This window comes from Arthrobacter glacialis, assembly GCF_002909445.1.
Classification (GTDB): Bacteria; Actinomycetota; Actinomycetes; order Actinomycetales; family Micrococcaceae; genus Specibacter; species Specibacter glacialis.
Genome location: NZ_PPXC01000003.1, coordinates 147,278 through 163,660 on the forward strand (window position 1 = coordinate 147,278; position 16,383 = coordinate 163,660).

Genomic DNA, 16,383 nt, shown 5'->3' on the forward strand with positions numbered 1-16,383 from the left:
ACCTCTCTCGACGTAAGTCAAGTCTAATAACTTCAAGATGATGCGCTGCCGGCGCCGTCACGGAAAGCTGTTAACGCACTAATCCGCCCGAAGTAGAGAAGGAGCCTGGGCGGGCCCCTTCTCTACGAAGGCGGATTAGTTTGAACAGCTATTTGTCTTGTTCGGCCTTGGAGCCCAGGGTTGTCTTCTGGATCTGCATGAGGAACTCGACGTTGGAGCCTGTTTCACGGATCTTGGAGGTGAGCAGTTCAAGGGACTGCTGCATTTCCAGGCCGGAAAGAACGCGGCGCAGGCGCCACATGATCTTGACCTCTTCCGGGGACAGCAGGTTTTCTTCGCGGCGAGTACCCGAGGCGTTGACGTCAACGGCCGGGAAGATGCGCTTGTCAGCCAGCTGGCGGGACAGGCGCAGCTCCATGTTGCCGGTGCCCTTGAACTCCTCGAAGATGACCTCATCAGCCTTGGAACCGGTTTCCACCAGTGCCGTGGCCAAGATGGTCAGTGAGCCGCCGTTTTCGATGTTGCGGGCCGCACCGAAGAAACGCTTGGGCGGGTACAGGGCAGCAGAGTCCACACCACCGGAAAGGATGCGTCCGGAGGACGGGGCAGAGTTGTTGTAGGCACGGCCCAAACGGGTCATGGAGTCCAGCAGAACAACAACGTCCATGCCCATTTCCACCAGGCGCTTGGCACGCTCAATGGAGAGCTCGGCAACCTGGGTGTGGTCATCGGCCGGACGGTCGAAGGTGGAGGCAATAACCTCACCCTTGACGGTGCGCTGCATGTCGGTGACTTCTTCAGGGCGTTCGTCAACAAGAACCATCATGAGGTGAACCTCAGGATTGTTGATGGTGATGGCGTTGGCAATGGACTGCAGGATCAAGGTCTTGCCAGCCTTGGGCGGGGACACGATCAAACCGCGCTGGCCCTTGCCGATGGGCGCCACCAGGTCGATGACGCGGGGGCCGATCTTCTTGGGATCGGTCTCCAGACGCAGACGCTCTGAGGGGTACAGCGGCACGAGCTTGGAGAACTCAACACGGTCCTTGAGCTCGTCCGGGTTCTTGCCGTTGACGCTGGTGACGCGCACCAAGGCGTTGAACTTCTGGCGGGCGGTCTGGGCCTGGCTGCGGTCTTCGCCTTCGCGCGGTGCACGGATGGCACCAACCACTGCATCGCCCTTGCGCAGGTTGTACTTCTTGACCTGTGAGAGGGAAACGTAAACATCGTTGGAGCCGGGCAGGTAGCCGGAGGTGCGCACGAATGCGTAGTTTTCCAGGATGTCCAAGATGCCGGCTACGGGCAGCAGCACGTCATCTTCGGTGACCTCGGTGTCATCAAAGTCGGGACCGGCGTTGCGGCCGCGGCGGCGCTCGTTGCGGTCACGGAAACGGTCGTTGCGATCATTGCGGTCGTTGCGGCTGTTGTTGCCACTTCGATCGTTGTTGCCGCTGCGATCGTTGCGCTCGGTTGACTCGTTGACGTTGCGGTCACGACGGTTGCGGCGGTTGCGGTTGTTGCGCGAGCCGTCTTCGTCGTCGTTGTTGGTGCTCGCGTTGCGATCGCCGGCTGCGCGCTCTCCGGTGTTGCGCTCGGTGACATTCCGCTCACCTGCGTTGCGCTGGTTGCGCTGGTTATTGTTGCGCTGGTTGCGCTGATTGCGATCGTTGCCTTCACCGTTATCACCGGCAGATTCAGCCTGTGTGGCCTCGTTGGCCTCGGCGGGAGCGGATTCGACGGCGGCCGGAGCCTCGTTTGCAGCCTCCTGCTGGCGTCCGCCACCTTGTGCACGGCGGTTGCGGGTGCGCGTAGGGCGGCGGTTTTCGCCGTCGTTCTCGGCAGTTTCAGGCGCAGCAGCCTCGGTAGGCTCGACGGCGGCCGGAGCCTGGGCTACAACGCCAGCTTCTGCGCTGGTACCGGTGGTGATGATGCCGTCGCTGCTGGCAGCGCGGCGGGTGCGGCCACGGCCACGGGCAGGACGCTCAGTTGCGTCAGTTGCGCCGGAGGTAGACTCGGCAGCGCCCTTGTTCTCGGCAATGGGCTCGGCCGTCTTTGCCGGTGCGGACTCGGCGGGAGCCTTGGTGCCGCGGCTCTGGCGGTCGGCAACCGATGATCCGCGCTGGTGTGCTGAAATGGCTTCAACAAGATCGCCCTTGCGCATCCTGGAACCGCCAGTGATGCCTAACTGTCCAGCCAAAACCTGCAACTGGGCAAGCTTTAGTCCAGCCAGTCCCGCGGACTTGGCAGGTGCGTTGGTTGTGGTGTCCGCATCAGCAGCTGTGGGAGCAGCGGCTGAAGTAATTGTTTCGGTCACGAAGGATCCTTCCCCCTCGATGGCGGGCCCAATTATTGGGGCCGCGATGATTAGTGTCAGATTCCTCTGTTGTTGCCGCACAGGCTCACAGGGAAAATCTGAGGTTCCATTCCGTTTCCCCACAAAACGACGGGGGTGAAATGGAATGGTGAAATTCACTCTTTGAATCAAATCTCAAATGGTGTGACTCTCTGGATCGCTACGGCGGCTGCCGAAAGTTCAATCCAGTAGGCACCGCACAAGATAACGCGGGCCACAAGAGCGGCATCAAGGCCAATAAACATACTTCATTTCCGCAACTGCCGTTTAAAAGCAGCTTGAGGAAGGTGTTTATAAGCTGGGATGCACTTCCACTTTAGCACCTTCAAGGTCCACCTGGAGCCGCAGAACACGCCAAGACACGCCGGAAATCGCGGGCATGGATGTGCTTGCACCCAATTCGTTGATCCGGTGCACTATCAGCTCAGCTTCTTCAACACCATTGGCAAGTGTCATGACCGTTGGCCCGGCACCTGAAATGAAGGCGGCGTGGCCTTCTTGGCGCAATTGTGCCACCAGGGCTGCACTGCCGGGCATGGCTTCTGCACGGTAATCCTGGTGCAGGTAGTCACGGGTGCCGGCGAGCAACAGCGTCGGCTCGGCACTCAGGGCATGCATCAACAACGCTGCCCTACCCGAATTTGCCGCAGCGTCTGCGTGCGGAACAGTTGCCGGCAGCATGCCGCGGGCACGTTCTGTTTTCAATTCCACATCGGGAATGGCGGCCACCGGAATGACCCCTGCGTGTGGCATGACCTTGGCACTGGCGAAACCGGCAGCTTCTTGCCAGGAAACAGCGACGGCGCCAAAGATGGCCGGGGCCACGTTGTCCGGATGGCCTTCAAGTTCCGAGGCCAGCTGCAAAACCCAGGCATCGTCTTGCTGGTCGGCCGGGGCAACCAAGGCGTTGGCAGCCATGATGGCTGCCACAATGGCCGACGCCGAGGAGCCCAGGCCGCGGCCGTGTGGGAGTACGTTACTCGCCGAAACGCGCAATCCCCCACGGCTGTAGCCCAGGCGTTCCCAGACCAGGTCCATGGTCTTGACCACCAGGTGACTGGCATCCCTTGGCAGGGACTCAACCCCTTCCCCGCTTAGTTCAAACTCCAGCGCCGGGGTCTCCAACACGGTGATGCTCAAGGTGTCGTAGAGCGAAACGGCCAGGCCCAGGGAATCAAAGCCGGGGCCAAGATTCGCGCTGGTGCCGGGGACGCGCACGGTGGCGGTGGCCCCGGTTGCGGGAGTTTTCAGAAGCGGGGAAGTCATGGTGAGCCCTGTCATGATGGTGTGCTGCTAGTCCGTCAGGCCCAGTGCGGTGGCAACTGTGACCACGTCAAAGGGAACTGACTTCGGCTCGGCCGCGCTGCCATCGGCGTTTTTCAGGGCCCAGTCGGGATCCTTCAAACCGTGGCCGGTGACAGTGACGACAAAGGTCTTGCCTGTGGGGACCTGGCCGGCTGCGTGCTTCTTGATCAAGCCGGCAACACCTGCTGCCGAACCCGGTTCAACAAAGACGCCTTCCTTGGCTGAGAGCCAGCGGTGGGCGGCAAGGATTTCTTCATCCGTCACGGCTTCGATGAGTCCACCGGACTCATCGCGGGCCGCAATGGCCATGTCCCAGGACGCCGGGTTGCCAATGCGAATGGCCGTGGCGATGGTGTCCGGCTCGGTGATGGGGTGGCCGGCCACGAACGGTGCTGCGCCAGCTGCCTGGAAGCCCCACATGATGGGGGTGTGCGTGGAGACTGCAGGCAGGGTGCCGGCAGTTGCCGACTCGTAGGGGGCTGCGTATTCGCGGTAGCCCCTCCAGTAGGCGCTGATGTTGCCTGCGTTGCCAACGGGCAGCACATGGTAATCCGGAGCGTCACCCAGGGCGTCAACTACCTCAAAGGCGCCAGTCTTCTGGCCTTCAATGCGTGCTGGGTTAACCGAGTTCACCAGGAAAACGGGGTAGGAGTCAGCCAGCTTGCGGGCCACATCCAGGCAGTTGTCAAAGTTGCCGTCAACTTGCAAAATGGTGGCGCCGTGGGCCACGGCCTGGCTGAGCTTGCCCATGGAAATCTTGCCCTCAGGCACCAAGACCGCACAGGTGAGCCCGGCAGCCTTGGCATAGGCTGCCGCGGAGGCTGAGGTGTTGCCGGTGGAAGCGCAAACCACTGCCTTGGCCCCTGCCGCAACAGCTGCCGTCATGGCCATGGTCATGCCGCGGTCCTTGAAGGAACCGGTGGGGTTCATGCCCTCCACCTTCAGGTAGACCTTGGAACCGGTGAGCTCGGAAAGGTGCGTAGCGAACACCAGCGGTGTGCCACCTTCACCCAACGTGATGATCTTGGTTTCTGCCGTGACCGGCAAACGCTCTGCATATTCGCGGACAACTCCGCGCCACTGGTGAGCCATTAGACTCCCTCCACCCTCAAGACACTCGTTACGGAATTAATGATGTCAAGACCCTTGATGGCCTCAACAGTTGCTGCCAAGGCAGCCTCGCTGGCACGGTGTGTGACGATGCGCAGCTCTGCCGAGCCGGGCCCGTCGTGGCCGTTGCCTTCACTGTGCACTGTTTGTCGCATGGTCTCAATGGAGACACCATTCTGCGCAAAGAGCGCTGAAATCTTTGCCAGAACGCCCGGCTGGTCCGCCGCGTCTATGCCAATGTAGTACTGCGTGGTGACGGCTTCGATCGGCAGTACCGGCAGCACCTCAATGGTTGATTCGGTGCGGCCGGGGCCGCCCAAGACCATGCGGCGTGCAGCCGAGACAACATCGCCCATGACTGCGGACGCGGTGGGCGACCCACCGGCGCCACGACCATAGAACATCAATTCACCGGCCGATTCCGCCTCAACAAATACAGCGTTGAAGGCTCCGCGCACGGCACCCAGCGGGTGCTCACGGGGAATCAAGGTGGGGTGCACGCGGACGCTGACACCACTGGTGATCGCGCCGTCGCTGTTCGCTGCCTCAAGTTTCTCGGCAATCGCCAGCAGCTTGATGACGTAGCCGGCATCCTTGGCCGCTGCGATGTCAGCCGCCGTCACCTCGGTGATGCCCTGGCAATCCACATCCTCCAGTGCAAAGCGGGTGTGGAAGGCCAGTGAGGCCAAAATGGCGCCCTTGGCTGCCGCGTCGTGACCTTCAATGTCGGCTGTGGGGTCTGCTTCGGCGTAGCCCAGGCGAGTGGCGTCAGCCAACGCGTCAGCAAACTGGGCCCCGGTGGAATCCATTGCGTCCAGGATGTAGTTGGTGGTGCCATTGACGATGCCCATGATGCGGGTGATCTTGTCCCCGGCCAGGCTGTCATTGATGGGGCGCAGAATGGGGATGGCGCCAGCCACGGCAGCCTCGAAGGAGAGCTGGACGCCTGCGGCGTCAGCCTTCTCATACAAGGTGGGGCCATCCACTGCCAGCAGCGCCTTGTTTCCGGTGACAACTGCGGCGCCGTGCTCAATGGCTTCCAGAATCAGCGTGCGGGCCGGCTCCAAGCCACCCATGAGCTCAATGACAATGTCGGCTCCACGCACTAGCGCCGAGGCGTCGGTGGTAAATAGCTCGCGGGGCAGTTCAACCTCACGGGGCGCGTCAACGTTCCGCACGGCAATGCCCACCAACTCCAAACGGGCACCCGTGCGGGCAGCCAAGGCGTCGGCGTCGTCGAGCAAAATGCGCGCGACTTGCGAGCCCACATTTCCTGCTCCAAGGAGCGCCACTTTCAAGGTCTTGCTATTGGCGGTCACATCAGTGTCCGCGGTGTTGCGCTCTGTCAAAGTCCCTCTAGGCCCCTAAATCGCGTGCCAGCAAATCATCTTCGGTTTCGCCCCGCACAATCAAGCGTGCGGTGCCGTTTTTTACGGCGACGACGGGCGGACGGGGCACATAGTTATAGTTGCTGGCCAATGCCCAGCAGTACGCGCCCGTTCCGGGGACTGCAAGCAAATCCCCGGCCGCCACGTCATTGGGCAGATATACATCTCTAACAACAATGTCACCACTCTCGCAATGTTTGCCCACCACTCGGGACAAAGCTGGAGTCGCAATGGAGGACCTGTTGGCCACGACGGCCGAATAATCCGCGTCATAAAGCACCGGACGGGCGTTGTCGCTCATACCGCCATCCACCGAAACATAGCGGCGCGGCGCCGTCACATCTTCTTGGCCGTCCACCTCAACCTGCACGGTTTTCAGCGTGCCGGTCTCATACAAGGTGAAGGTGGTGCTGCCGACAATGGCACGGCCGGGCTCAATGGACAGGCGCGGGCAGCTCATGCCCAGCTGTGCGCAAGTTTCTCGGACGACGGCGGCCATGGCCTCCGCGACCTCGGCGGCGGGCCGCGGGGTGTCCACTGCCGTATAGGCGATGCCGTAGCCGCCACCCAGGTCCAGCTCGGGCAGCGTGATGCTGTACTTGTTCTGGATTTCGTTGGTGAAGGCCAACAGCTTGCGGGCGGCAATTTCAAAGCCCTCGGCCTCAAAGATTTGCGATCCGATGTGGGCGTGGAAGCCCAGGAAGTTGATGCTCGCCGACTCCACGGCCAGCTTTGCGGCCGCCTCGGCAGCGCTCATGCCGGGTGCCTCCGGATCCTCGGCAATGAAGGAGAGGCCGAACTTCTGGTCCTCGTGCGCTGTGGCAATCGATTCGTGCGTGTGGGCGTGCACGCCGGGGGTCAGGCGCAACATGACGTTGGCCTTCACGCCGCGGGCGCCCGCAATGTCGGCCACCCGCGCAAGCTCATGCAAGCTGTCCACAACAATGCGACCCAGGCCCATGTCCAGGGCGCGGTTGATCTCGGCGCTGGACTTGTTGTTGCCGTGCAACCCCAGGTTTGCGCCGGACAGGCCGGCACGCTTGGCCACGGCCAGTTCACCGCCGGAGCACGTGTCCAGGCGCAGGCCCTCGGAATCCACCCAGCGGGCCACTTCGGTGGACAAGAAGGCCTTGCCTGCGTAGTAGACGTCCACGCCGCCGCAAATGTCTTTGAATGCCTGATCAAAGGCAGTCTTGAACGTCCGTGCACGGGCGCGGAAGTCGTCCTCGCTCATGACGAACAGCGGGGTGCCAAACTGGGCCTTCAGTTCACTCACCGGGATGCCACTGATGGTGACTTCCCCGTTTGGTCCGCGTTCGACGTCGTGCGCCCACATGGCAGGGACAAGCTCATTGACGTCACCGGCGGCAGGCAGCCACGCCGGTGCCAGCTCGGCGCCGGCAATCTGCTGGACCGCTGAGGTTGTGTCAGTCATGGCTTACATCCGTTCCGGAGCTGAGACACCCAACAGGGACAGGCCGTTGGCGAGAACCTGGCCCACGGCGTCGTTGAGCCAGAGGCGGGTGCGGTTCGTGTCGGTGATGGCTTCCTCGCCCATGGGGGTCACGCGGCAGGCGTCGTACCAGCGGTGATAGGCGCCGGCGATGACTTCCAGGTGGCGGGCCACGCGGTGCGGTTCGCGGAAGGAGGCGGCCTGGTTGAGCACGCCCGGGTACTGGCCCAGCACGGCGAGGAGCTCAGACTCCGTTGCGTGGGTCAGGGTTGCTGCATCAAAGGAGGTGCGCTCCACGTCTGCGGCTGCTGCGTTGCGGCCCACCGCGCGGGTGCGGGCATGGGCGTACTGCACGTAGAACACGGGGTTCTCGTTGGACTTCTTGGTCAGCACGTCCAAGTCGATGTCAATGTTGGAGTCGGAGGAGAAGCGGGCCAGCGAGTAGCGGGCGGCGTCCGTGCCAACAACCTCCACGAGGTCTTCCATGGTGACCACTGTGCCGGCGCGCTTGGACATGCGGACTGGCTTGCCGTCCTGAACCAGGTTCACCATCTGGCCGATGAGGACCTCAACGCGGTTGGCGTCGTCGCCCATGGCCGCAGCTGCTGCCTTCAGGCGGGCAACATAGCCGTGGTGGTCGGCGCCGAGCATGTAGATGCACAGGTCAAAGCCGCGGTCGCGCTTGTTCTTGAAGTAGGCTATATCGCCGGCAATATAGGCTGCGTTGCCGTCACTCTTGATGACCACGCGGTCCTTGTCGTCGCCGTAGTCGGTGGAGTTCAGCCACCAGGCGCCGTCCTTGAGGTACATGTTGCCGGAGCCCTTGAGCTGGTCCAGAAGCTTCTCCACGGCACCGTTCTCAAACAAGGAGTTCTCGTGGAAGTAGACATCAAAGTCCACGCCGAACTCGTGCAGGGAGGCGCGGATGGCGGCAAACATGAGCTCAACGCCCTGGGCGCGGAACTCTTCCTGGGGATCCGCTGAGTCAAGGATGCCGGGGTTGTTCGCCATGACTTCCTTGGCGATGTCCTCGATGTAGTCGCCGCCGTAGCCGTCTTCCGGTGCGGCCTCGCCCTTGGCGCTGGCCAGCAATGAGCGGGCAAACTTGTCAATCTGGTTGCCGTGGTCATTGAAGTAGTACTCACGAGTGACGTCGGCGCCCTGAGACTGGAAGATGCGGGCCAGGGAGTCGCCCACTGCTGCCCAACGGGTGCCACCGAGGTGGATGGGGCCGGTGGGGTTGGCGGAGACGAATTCCAGGTTGATCTTGGTGCCGGCCATGGCTGCAGTGGTGCCGAAGCTTTCGCCGGCTTCAACGATTGCCTTGGCCAGTTCGCCTGCGGCGGCAGCGTCAAGAATGATGTTCAGGAAGCCGGGACCGGCAATGTCCACCGTGGAAACGCCGGGAATTTGCGCCAGGCGGGTGCTGAGGACTTCGGCGATTTTGCGCGGCGGAACTCCCGCCGGCTTGGCCAGCTGGAGGGCAATATTGGTGGCCCAGTCGCCGTGCTCGCGGCTCTTGGGCCGGTCCACCTTGACTTCCGTGGGCAGGGCCTCGACGGGAACACTGAGTTCACCGGCGTCGACGGCATCTTTTAGGCAGGTGGTAATGGCGGCAGAAAGTTCTTCAGGAGTCACACCCCTAAGTGTACGGTTCTCCCCGTTCCCTCCCCCAATCCTGCTAGGAGTTGACGGGAGCTTGCGCGAAATCGTCCTCGAGCATCTTGGGGCGGCAGATGATCCAGGCGCCGGCCCCCAGAAGCATCAAGGTGGCGAACAGGAACAGGAACGGGGCCGTCCACGAGCCCGTCCACTGATGCAGCAGGCCAAAGAACAGCGGACCCGTGCAGGCGAAGGTGTAGCCCATCCCCTGGCTGAATCCAGAGAGCGCTCCGGCCCCGAGCTGGGTCCGGGTGCGGTGGTTGATCAGCAGCAGCGACAGCGGGAACGTTCCAGGGCCCAAACCGGCCAGTGACACCCAAATCCAGGTGCCCGACGCCGGTGAAAGCAGCAGCCCCAGGTACCCCGCGATGAAGCAGCCCAGCATGACCAGCACAGCCGGGAAGGGATTGCGCATTTTTGCCGCGATGAGAGGGATAGCAAGGCTCAATGGCAAGCCCAGGGCCGCAAAGAGGGCCAGCATTGAGCCGGCGGCTCCCCTGTCCAGACCGGCCTCAGTAAGGATGGCCGGCAACCAGGCGAACATGGCATAGGTATTCAGGGACGTGCAGCCGAACATGAGCGTCAGTCCCCACGCGGTGGGCGAGCGCCACAGGTTCATTTTTGGCGCCTTGGCCGGTGAGACTGTTGCCGAGGATGACTTGATCACCAAGTCCGCCTCGGCGGGCACAGCGGCGGGCGGGGTTCTCGGGGAAGCCGGGTTCGACGTCGTCCGTGGTGACATGAAGGCAACCAGCCACGGGATCAAGGCAATGGTGCTGATCCCGGCCCACGCAGCAAGGGAAAGCTGCCAGGAAGTGGCGTCGGCGATGGGGACCGCGAGCTGAGCCGGAATGGCCGTGCCGAGCGAAAGTGCTGTCACATAGAGGGCCGTCATCAGGCCCACCTTGGCGGGGAAATACTTCTTGACCAGCGGCGGCAGGAGCACGTTGCCGGCGCCCAGGCCGCCAAAGGCAATCACCGAAAAGACCAGAAAAAGTGGGGTGTTGGGTGCCAGGACGCGGGCAATCTGACCCACAATCCCCACCAGAATGGAAAGGATGATGAGTTTTTCCAGGGAGGCCCAGCGGATCACATAGGGGGTCAGAAAGCCGAAAAGCCCGAACGCCGCGGTGGGAAGCATGCCCAGGATGCCGATGGAAGTGGCACTCAGCGGGAGGTCGTTGTTAATGCTGGTAATGAGTGGCGGCACCACTGTCACAGCGGATCGCAGCGTCAACGCCGTCAGGATTATGGCCGCCGCGAGAATCCATGCGGAGGGACGCAATTTGCCTACCATGTGTTCACCATTGCCCCAACGTTACCCCGCGGGTGTTGGTCCCGACAGCATTATTCGGCGGCCGCGGTGATGATGCTTGCCACGTGTTTAGGGCTGTTGTGGACCCGGTTTTACATTGGGCGCCCCGCACCTGCTAAGCTCTTTCTCGTTCCCTTTGGCAGCCACGGTTGCCACGCCTTCGTAGCTCAGGGGATAGAGCGTCGGTTTCCGGTACCGTAGGTCGGGGGTTCGAATCCCTCCGAGGGCACACAAAAAACCCCGCCAATTCATTGAATTGGCGGGGTTTCTTTATGCCTTCTTTATTGCGACGCGGCCCAATCCGCAACCCGCTGCGCGCTTTCATCCTCGGAGAGGTCCTGAACCCGCGTCATGATGGACCACCGAACACCGAAGGGGTCCCTGATGCTGGCGAAACGGTCGCCCGAGACAAAATTGGTGACGGGTTCCCGAATCACTGCCCCGGCCTCCTGAGCCCGGGCCACCAGAGCATCCACATCCGGGCAGTACAAGCCCATCGAATAGCAGTCGTTGTCGCCTTCCGGGGACGGAACCAGATGGTAGTGCGGACTCGGTTCACCGATCTGCAGGCGGCCCTGGCCAAAGTCGAGCTCGGCGTGCACCACCACGCCGTCGAACTCGGTAACACCGAGCACCCGGGCGCCAAACACTTCTGCATAGAATGCGAGCGCGTCCTTGGCACCCGGGATGGCCAGAAACGGCGTCAGGGATGTGAAGCCGTGCGGAACCCCCTGAGTGGTGAATTCTCCATTGGCTGCTGCGGTCAATTCTGGGCTCTTGTTTTCAGTCATGGAAGCGACGGTACTCATAGTCACGGAAATAAGCTTGTAGATTCGCGACAGCACAAAAAGTAGACTCGGTGCGTGGCGAATCCCTTCAAAGGCATCCTGTACCCCACCCGATTGCCAACATTTCACCGTTTGCCCGCACCAGATTCCGTTAAGGACCTGGTGCAGTGGTTTTGGATCCCGGAATGGGACATTGAACCTGGCCGTTCATCCCGACAGCAGTTGATAGCCTTCGCCGCCTCCAATCTGGTGGTTCAGCCCCACGCAGTGGAGTTCTCCGGCCCGACCACCCGCACCTCACACCGTGATCTCACCGGCCATGGGTGGGCCGTGGGGGCGCTGCTGCGCCCGGCTGCCATTCCCGCCTTCACCACGGATCCCGCAGCATTGCGCGATCGCGAGGTGGCCCTGAGTCTTCCGGCCTTGCAATCTGCCGTGGTGGCGGCGATGGGTGGCGCCGACCCCGCTCAGCGCCGAAACGATGCCGTTGAGGAATTCACGGCGTGGCTCCTGGAAACCGTTGCCGAGGTCTCCCCCGAAGCCTTGCTGGCCAATTCCATGGCGGAGCTGCTTGGGTCCTCACCGGAAGTAGTCCGGATCGAGGACGCAGCACAGCAGCTGGCGGTGTCGCCGCGGACCCTGCAACGGCTGGCCAAGAAGTATGTTGGGCTGAGTCCGGCTGCCTTGATTCGACGACGGCGCCTGCAGGAGGCCGCCGACAAGGTCCGGACCCACCCCGGGCTTGACCTGGCCGGGATCGCCGCCGACCTTGGCTACGCCGATCAAGCCCATCTGGCCAATGACTTCCAACGATTCCTGGAATTCTCCCCCAGCAGTTACCGCAGCACAGTGAACGGCCCGCACCCTTAACCCACTGCTTCCTCTCAGCATTCGCTCACAATCCCGTGACAACGTGGATGCGATGGACTTGCTTCAGGAACACCACGGCCCCACACGACGGTCCCGGAAACGCCCGGTACTGAACCTTTTTGTGCTGCTCGGTTCCCTGACCTTGACCTTCATACTGCTGGCCCACGCATGGCTCCCGGAAATCGCCGGGCTGGGTCTCATTGTGGATTCGGGCCTGATCTGGTTTGGCGCCCTGATCCCTGTCCTTGGCCTGCTGGCCCTCGCCGCGCGACCCAGGCAGCTGGCCGTTGCCGTCCTGGTGCCAGCACTGGTCTGGGCGCTGCTTTTTATTCCGGGAATGGTTCCCCTGGCCTGGTCCGCGCCTGCATCATCGGAAGCGTCGTTGAGCGTTATCAGCCAAAACGTTCAGGCCGGATCAGGCACCGCGGGCGACTCGGCCAGGAGCCTTGCCGCCACAGGCGCCCAGGTTATTGCCTTGCAGGAGATCGACGGCGCGTCCCGGGACGCCGTGGACGCCGAGCTCAACCCCCACTACGAATTCTCTTACCGCATTGGCACTGTTGGGCTGTGGAGCAACTACCCCATCCTCAACCCCTCACCGCAGGGCCTGGGCCTGGGCTGGAACAGGGCCTTGTCGGCGGATCTTGATACGCCCGGCGGCCTGGTGCGCATCTATGTGGTGCACGCTGCATCCGCCCGGCCGTTGGAGCATTCCGACAGGGACACCATGCTGGCCAGCCTTGCCCAGACAATAGCCGAGGACCCGAGCAAGAAGGTCATCGCGGTGGGCGACTTTAATGCAGCGTCCACCGACAGATACTTCTCCGCCCTCACCAAACACCTGAGTGAACCCGCCCAGGACGACGGCTTGGCGGGGTTCACCTGGCCCGCCAAACCGATGCCAATCACCCGTCTGGACCATATTCTCCAACGCGGCTTGACCGTTACCTCAAACTCTGTGGTGCCCGCCGGGGCCAGTGACCACCTGGCCATCCACGCCACCTTCAACCTGTAGCTTCAACCTGTAGACGGTCCCCAGCGGGGAAAACCTTGACTTCCAGCCGCTCTTCCGAGAGGCTCATGCCCAAGGGCGTCAATGAAAGGTCTCCGTGGAAAAACTCACTTTCCCCCATTTTCCGCGCGATTTTGTGTGGGGCGTTTCCACCGCCGCATACCAAATTGAGGGCGCAATTAAAGAAGCTGGCAGGGGCCCTTCGAGCTGGGATGCCTTTGTGGCTGAGCCGGGGCGAATAGTCAATGGTGACACCGGAGATGTTGCCTGCGACCACTACCACCGCTACCCGGAAGACATCGCGCTCATGAGTGAACTGGGTGTGGATGCCTACCGCTTTAGTTTCTCCTGGTCACGGATACAGCCGGGCGGAACCGGGCCGGTGAACCCGGCGGGCCTGGCTTTCTACGACAGGCTTGTTGACGGTTTGTTGGAGTCGGGCATCGCCCCCAGCCCAACACTGTTCCACTGGGACACCCCGCTGGAACTCGAACAGAGCGGCGGCTGGCTCAATCGCGACACTGCCAGCCGTTTTGCCGACTACGCACTCATTGTGGGCGAACACTTTGCGGACAGGATTCCCCGCTGGATCACCATCAACGAACCAGTGGTGTTGACCATGCTCGGCTACGGGGCAGGCATCCAGGCGCCAGGACTTTCGTTGGGCTTTGACGCACTCCCCGCAGCCCACAACCTCCTATTGGCACATGGTCTGGGCGTTCAAGCCTTGCGATCCGCCGGTGCGGGGAACATTGGCATCGCCAACAACCATGCCGCAACCTGGCCGGCCAGTGAGCGTGAAGAGGACCTGCAGGCTGCCGGGCTCTACGACAACGTGGCCAACTGGATCTTTGCCGACCCCATTCTCGCTGGCGCCTACCCCCAGGAGTTGGCCCCCTTCCTGCCGCCCGTTCCCGACGGCGATTTGGCCACCATTTCAACCCCCATCGACTGGTACGGCATCAACTCCTACAACCCCACTCTGGTGGGTGCGCCCGCAGGTGGGGAGGCAGCACTAATTGACGGCCATGCCCTGGACTCGACCCTGCCGTTCTCCTTGCGGACGCTCGAGGGGTACCCCCGCACAGACTTTGACTGGCCAATTGTGCCGGAGGCGTTCACCGAGTTGCTGCTCGGTTTCAAGGAGCGCTATGGCGAAAAGTTGCCGCCCATCTACATCACCGAGAACGGCGCCGCCATCAATGATGGTCCCGATGGTGAAGGACGGGTGCGGGATGCGCGCCGGATCGAGTACACCAACGGCCACCTGCATGCCCTAAAGACCGCCATGGACGCAGGGGTCGATGTCAGGGGCTACTTCCACTGGTCCCTGCTGGATAACTTTGAGTGGGCTGTGGGCTTCTCCCAGCGATTCGGACTGGTCCATGTTGACTACGAAACCCAAAAGCGCACTCCCAAGGATTCCTACCACTGGTACCAACAGTTGATCCGCCACACAAAAAGCGCCGCCCCAACCAAAATGGAAGCAAACGGCGCCCCTGTACAGTGAGCAACACCATCGTGGATGCCACCAGCTGGTGGACTGCCGCAGAAATAAGGAGCTCCTTGTGACAGAAATCGGCACCGAACGCCCCACGGCATCCACCTCCGCGGGTGACGTTCAAGGGTCCGTGAGTCACGGCGTCGAACACTATTTGGGCATACCCTACGCCAGCGCACCAACAGGCGCACTGAGGTTTGCCCTGCCCGCACCGGTGACGCCGTGGGAGGGCGTGCGCAGCGCCACGGAGCTGGGCCCCACTGCGCCCCAAAACCCCTACGCCGGCGCCATGGCGAGGATTCTGCCCACAGCGATCATCCCCGGCGATGACTATTTGAACCTCAACATTGCCGCACCCGCCGAGCGTGGCGAGGGACTGTTGCCGGTCATGGTGTGGTTTCACGGCGGCTCGCTGCAGCATGGTTCCAACGCCTTGAGCGGGTACCAAGGTGGCGCATTCGCCCGTGATGGCGTGGTCTATGTGGCGCCCAACTACCGGCTGGGTGCCGAGGGATTTTCCGTCCTTGAGGATGCCCCGCTGAACTTGGGCCTGGCGGATCAGCTGGCGGCGCTGCGCTGGGTCCAGGCTGAAATTGCTGCCTTTGGCGGCGACCCTACCCGCGTGACGGTGTTTGGCCAGTCTGCCGGGGGCAACACGGTGGCAGCCTTGCTGGCCCACCCGCAGGCATCGGACCTGTTCAGCCGCGCCATCATTCAAAGCGGACCGCTCACCGCACAGCCAGCGAAGAAGTCTGGCAGGATCACCGCCAAGATCGCCAAGGATCTGAAGGTTTCGGCCACCCGGGACGACTTTGCCCGGACGACTCCTGAGGAACTTTTGGCCGCCCAGGCACGGGTCACCGCCGGTTCCACCCCCATTACGGGAGGGGCAGGTTACGCTCTGACTCTGGATCCGGCGCTGGTGCCGGCGAACCCCTTCGATGCCCTGACTTCCGGGGCCGGAACAGGGATCCCCCTGCTCATTGGGACAACCACGGACGAGGCCCGGCTGTGGCTGGTCCCCTCCGGTCTGGTCATGAAACTCAAGGGCATCCATCTGGCCCTTGCTCGGCGCAAAGTTGGCATCTCCGCCGCCGCCGTCATGCTATTCAAGCGCAACCGCCCCCACTCCATCACGGGTGAAATCCTCGGTGCACTGGCCACCGACAAGCTGCTGCGTGTGCCAGTCAACCAGCTCGCCGATGCCCGCTTGTCCGGACCGGCGCCCACTTTTGTGTATGAGTTCGCTTGGCAGAGCCCTGTGGAGTATCTGCGAGCCGCACACGCCGTCGAACTTGGATTTGTCTTTGACGATCTGTCCTCCCCCGATTCGCTGGGGTTGGCCGGCAGCACCGCCCCGCAAGCGCTGGCCACCGAGATGCACAAGGCGTGGGTGGACTTTGCCGTTTCCGGGAGCCCCGGCTGGCAGCCTTGGACAGCTCACCGGCCCGTCAAGATGTTCGACGGCGCAGGCAACCCCGTGGTCCTGGCACCACGGGATGACGAACGCGCAGCACTCACTCCGTAGCGGGCTTAACTCCCTCGCAACATCTGATGTCTACTACCCGTTGACGAATAGACAAGTTGCTCTAATTGACAATGTTGTTATCGAGAACTTTCCCGTAA

Annotated in this window: 12 protein-coding genes and 1 tRNA gene; 5 read left to right on the forward strand and 8 right to left on the reverse strand. The window is 62.3% G+C overall.

Going from position 1 to position 16,383, the window contains the following annotated elements; all coding sequences use genetic code 11:
- Positions 1–148: 148 nt before the first annotated feature.
- The 7 genes from rho to CVS27_RS04605 form a co-directional block, all read right to left on the reverse strand.
- Positions 149–2,314, reverse strand: a complete 2,166-nt coding sequence (gene rho / locus CVS27_RS04575) for a transcription termination factor Rho (protein ID WP_103464551.1) — start codon at positions 2,312–2,314, stop codon at positions 149–151.
- A gap of 330 nt (positions 2,315–2,644) precedes the next feature.
- On the reverse strand, positions 2,645–3,619 hold the full coding sequence (gene thrB / locus CVS27_RS04580; RefSeq protein ID WP_243400053.1) for a homoserine kinase: 975 nt from the start codon (positions 3,617–3,619) through the stop codon (positions 2,645–2,647).
- A 27-nt stretch (positions 3,620–3,646) separates the two neighbouring features.
- Positions 3,647–4,750 carry a threonine synthase gene (gene thrC, locus CVS27_RS04585; RefSeq protein ID WP_103464553.1) on the reverse strand — a complete coding sequence of 368 codons (1,104 nt, stop codon included), beginning with the start codon at positions 4,748–4,750 and terminating at the stop codon, positions 3,647–3,649.
- The gene (locus CVS27_RS04590) at positions 4,750–6,087 is read right to left on the reverse strand and encodes a homoserine dehydrogenase (protein WP_103464750.1); all 1,338 of its coding nucleotides are present in this window, start codon (positions 6,085–6,087) and stop codon (positions 4,750–4,752) included. Before CVS27_RS04590 ends, thrC begins: the two co-directional genes overlap by 1 nt.
- 37 nt (positions 6,088–6,124) lie before the next feature.
- On the reverse strand, positions 6,125–7,591 hold the full coding sequence (gene lysA / locus CVS27_RS04595; protein ID WP_103464554.1) for a diaminopimelate decarboxylase: 1,467 nt from the start codon (positions 7,589–7,591) through the stop codon (positions 6,125–6,127).
- Positions 7,592–7,594: 3 nt separating this feature from the next.
- Positions 7,595–9,247 (reverse strand): arginine--tRNA ligase, encoded by a 1,653-nt coding sequence (argS, locus tag CVS27_RS04600; protein WP_103464555.1) that lies wholly within the window; start codon positions 9,245–9,247, stop codon positions 7,595–7,597.
- Positions 9,248–9,290: 43 nt separating this feature from the next.
- Positions 9,291–10,568 (reverse strand): MFS transporter, encoded by a 1,278-nt coding sequence (locus tag CVS27_RS04605; protein WP_103464556.1) that lies wholly within the window; start codon positions 10,566–10,568, stop codon positions 9,291–9,293.
- Between the two features lie 174 nt (positions 10,569–10,742).
- On the opposite strand from CVS27_RS04605, the gene CVS27_RS04610 reads away from it, so the two are divergent.
- Positions 10,743–10,815, forward strand: a tRNA-Arg gene (locus CVS27_RS04610).
- 52 nt (positions 10,816–10,867) lie between these two features.
- Here the strand turns inward: CVS27_RS04610 and CVS27_RS04615 are convergent.
- A complete protein-coding gene (locus CVS27_RS04615; protein ID WP_103464557.1) occupies positions 10,868–11,377 on the reverse strand; it encodes a VOC family protein in 510 nt (169 codons plus the stop codon).
- Between the two features lie 72 nt (positions 11,378–11,449).
- On the opposite strand from CVS27_RS04615, the gene CVS27_RS04620 reads away from it, so the two are divergent.
- The 4 genes from CVS27_RS04620 (at position 11,450) to CVS27_RS04635 (ending at position 16,285) form a co-directional block, all read left to right on the forward strand.
- Positions 11,450–12,244 carry an AraC family transcriptional regulator gene (locus CVS27_RS04620; protein WP_103464558.1) on the forward strand — a complete coding sequence of 265 codons (795 nt, stop codon included), beginning with the start codon at positions 11,450–11,452 and terminating at the stop codon, positions 12,242–12,244.
- Positions 12,245–12,296: 52 nt separating this feature from the next.
- A complete protein-coding gene (locus tag CVS27_RS04625) occupies positions 12,297–13,259 on the forward strand; it encodes an endonuclease/exonuclease/phosphatase family protein (RefSeq protein ID WP_103464559.1) in 963 nt (320 codons plus the stop codon).
- A 94-nt stretch (positions 13,260–13,353) separates the two neighbouring features.
- On the forward strand, positions 13,354–14,766 hold the full coding sequence (locus tag CVS27_RS04630; protein ID WP_103464560.1) for a GH1 family beta-glucosidase: 1,413 nt from the start codon (positions 13,354–13,356) through the stop codon (positions 14,764–14,766).
- A gap of 58 nt (positions 14,767–14,824) precedes the next feature.
- A complete protein-coding gene (locus CVS27_RS04635; RefSeq protein WP_103464561.1) occupies positions 14,825–16,285 on the forward strand; it encodes a carboxylesterase/lipase family protein in 1,461 nt (486 codons plus the stop codon).
- Positions 16,286–16,383 lie beyond the last annotated feature (98 nt).

What these genes read in the sequence shown, in the direction of transcription:
- thrB (WP_243400053.1), bottom strand. Translation starts at nt 3,619, where the DNA reads ATGACTTCCCCGCTTCTGAAAACTCCCGCAACCGGGGCCACCGCCACC.
- thrC (WP_103464553.1), bottom strand. Translation starts at nt 4,750, where the DNA reads ATGGCTCACCAGTGGCGCGGAGTTGTCCGCGAATATGCAGAGCGTTTG.
- CVS27_RS04605 (WP_103464556.1), bottom strand. Translation starts at nt 10,568, where the DNA reads ATGGTAGGCAAATTGCGTCCCTCCGCATGGATTCTCGCGGCGGCCATA.
- CVS27_RS04625 (WP_103464559.1), top strand. Translation starts at nt 12,297, where the DNA reads ATGGACTTGCTTCAGGAACACCACGGCCCCACACGACGGTCCCGGAAA.
- lysA (WP_103464554.1), bottom strand. Translation starts at nt 7,591, where the DNA reads ATGACTGACACAACCTCAGCGGTCCAGCAGATTGCCGGCGCCGAGCTG.
- CVS27_RS04615 (WP_103464557.1), bottom strand. Translation starts at nt 11,377, where the DNA reads ATGACTGAAAACAAGAGCCCAGAATTGACCGCAGCAGCCAATGGAGAA.